The following is a 1,345-nucleotide window of genomic DNA, read 5'->3' on the forward strand; positions in this document are numbered from 1 at the left end:
AACTTAAACGATCCGCATTAAGCACTGCTCGGGTTTTTTTAGCATTTTTTAATGGCTAATTGTTTTACTATTTAAGTAATCAGTAAATGCAAACAGTACACCCGACACAACAAAGGTCACGTGTATCAGCACTTTCCAGAGTAATTCATCATTTGAATGAGATGCAGAGCTTATAAACACCTTTAGTAGCTCAACGGCTGAAATAGCGACTATCGCACTAATCAGTTTCATTTTTAAACCAGAAAACCCTACTTTTCCCATCCATACGGGACGGTCCTCATGATTGTCGATATTAAGCTTAGAGACAAAGTTTTCGTAGCCACTAAATATAATAATTAATAAAAGTCCAGCTAACAAAGCGGTATCAACCAAAGTTAGTATACCCACCAACAACTCTTGATTACTGGCAGTAAACGTTGCGATCCCCATCAAATACAGCTGTTTAAAAAATTTTATTAGTAATAAAACCACAGCAAATAGTAAACCGACAAAAAATGGGGCTAATAACCAGCGTCCTTTGAATATAAACGACTCAAGAACATACTCTACTTTATGAACAGGTTGTATTTTTATATTTATATTATTTGTGTGTGGTTCTGACATAAGAACACCTAAAAGTTAAAACGCGACATTAGCCTAAATTTAGCTGTAACACAATTAGTTAAGGTTAAACACTTTTACGCGATACGCTCATCTTAACGATAAAAATATTTCGTTTCCCTTTATTTTATATTCGATTAAAAATAAATATACCAACAGATATGTTCTGGCTTGGTTACACTTGTTTTATGTAGGCATTGTATGCATGCATAACTCGATTGTTACTCCATTTTTAGGAATAAGAAAATGAATAAAGCATTACTCGCGTTAATCGTTGCACCATTTTTCGTTTTATCTGCTGCTAATGCAGTGGCAAACGATGCTACAGACGCTTCAGCTGAGACGATTCAAGAATTCACAGAAATGTGTGTTAGTTGGGCTAAAGAAGACGACGTAAGCAATGAAGAGCTTTATAACTATGTTTTAAAGTGTGTGAATGATGAACTAACATCTGAAGGCTATAACAAAGTCACTGCTGTTAAAATTTAATGAATAATTGAGTGAATTGAACCTAAATTGGTTACATTTTTTAATCCTGTAAAGTAAAAAAACAGATTAGAAATGCCATTGCGATAGGTTTTATTTGACAAAAAAACCGGAACTGTCACAGGCTGTGCATTCCGGTTTTTTATTACTTAACCTGAGCTTCGGATAAGAAATTACTAATTTAAAGGAACTAAATGCTCGTTCCATGATCCGATCATTCGACCAAGAGTGATTAGAACAAAAAGGAACGAGCATGAAC

2 protein-coding genes are annotated in these 1,345 nt (G+C 34.4%); one reads left to right on the plus strand and one right to left on the minus strand.

The window, feature by feature from the left end:
* Window positions 1-48: 48 nt before the first annotated feature.
* Complete coding sequence (locus CWC30_RS16865; RefSeq protein ID WP_138627686.1) at window positions 49-603, minus strand: TIGR00645 family protein; 555 nt, start codon at window positions 601-603, stop codon at window positions 49-51.
* A gap of 243 nt (window positions 604-846) precedes the next feature.
* On the opposite strand from CWC30_RS16865, the gene CWC30_RS16870 reads away from it, so the two are divergent.
* Entirely contained in the window at window positions 847-1,089 is a 243-nt protein-coding gene (locus CWC30_RS16870) for a hypothetical protein (protein ID WP_016899532.1), read from the plus strand.
* Window positions 1,090-1,345: the final 256 nt, after the last annotated feature.

The sequence above is a fragment of the Pseudoalteromonas sp. S4741 genome (assembly GCF_005886135.1).
Lineage (GTDB): Bacteria > Pseudomonadota > Gammaproteobacteria > Enterobacterales > Alteromonadaceae > Pseudoalteromonas > Pseudoalteromonas tetraodonis.

Bases quoted from the DNA above. Each gene is read 5' to 3' on its own strand.
- CWC30_RS16865 (WP_138627686.1), bottom strand. From the start codon at position 603: ATGTCAGAACCACACACAAATAATATAAATATAAAAATACAACCTGTT.
- CWC30_RS16870 (WP_016899532.1), top strand. From the start codon at position 847: ATGAATAAAGCATTACTCGCGTTAATCGTTGCACCATTTTTCGTTTTA.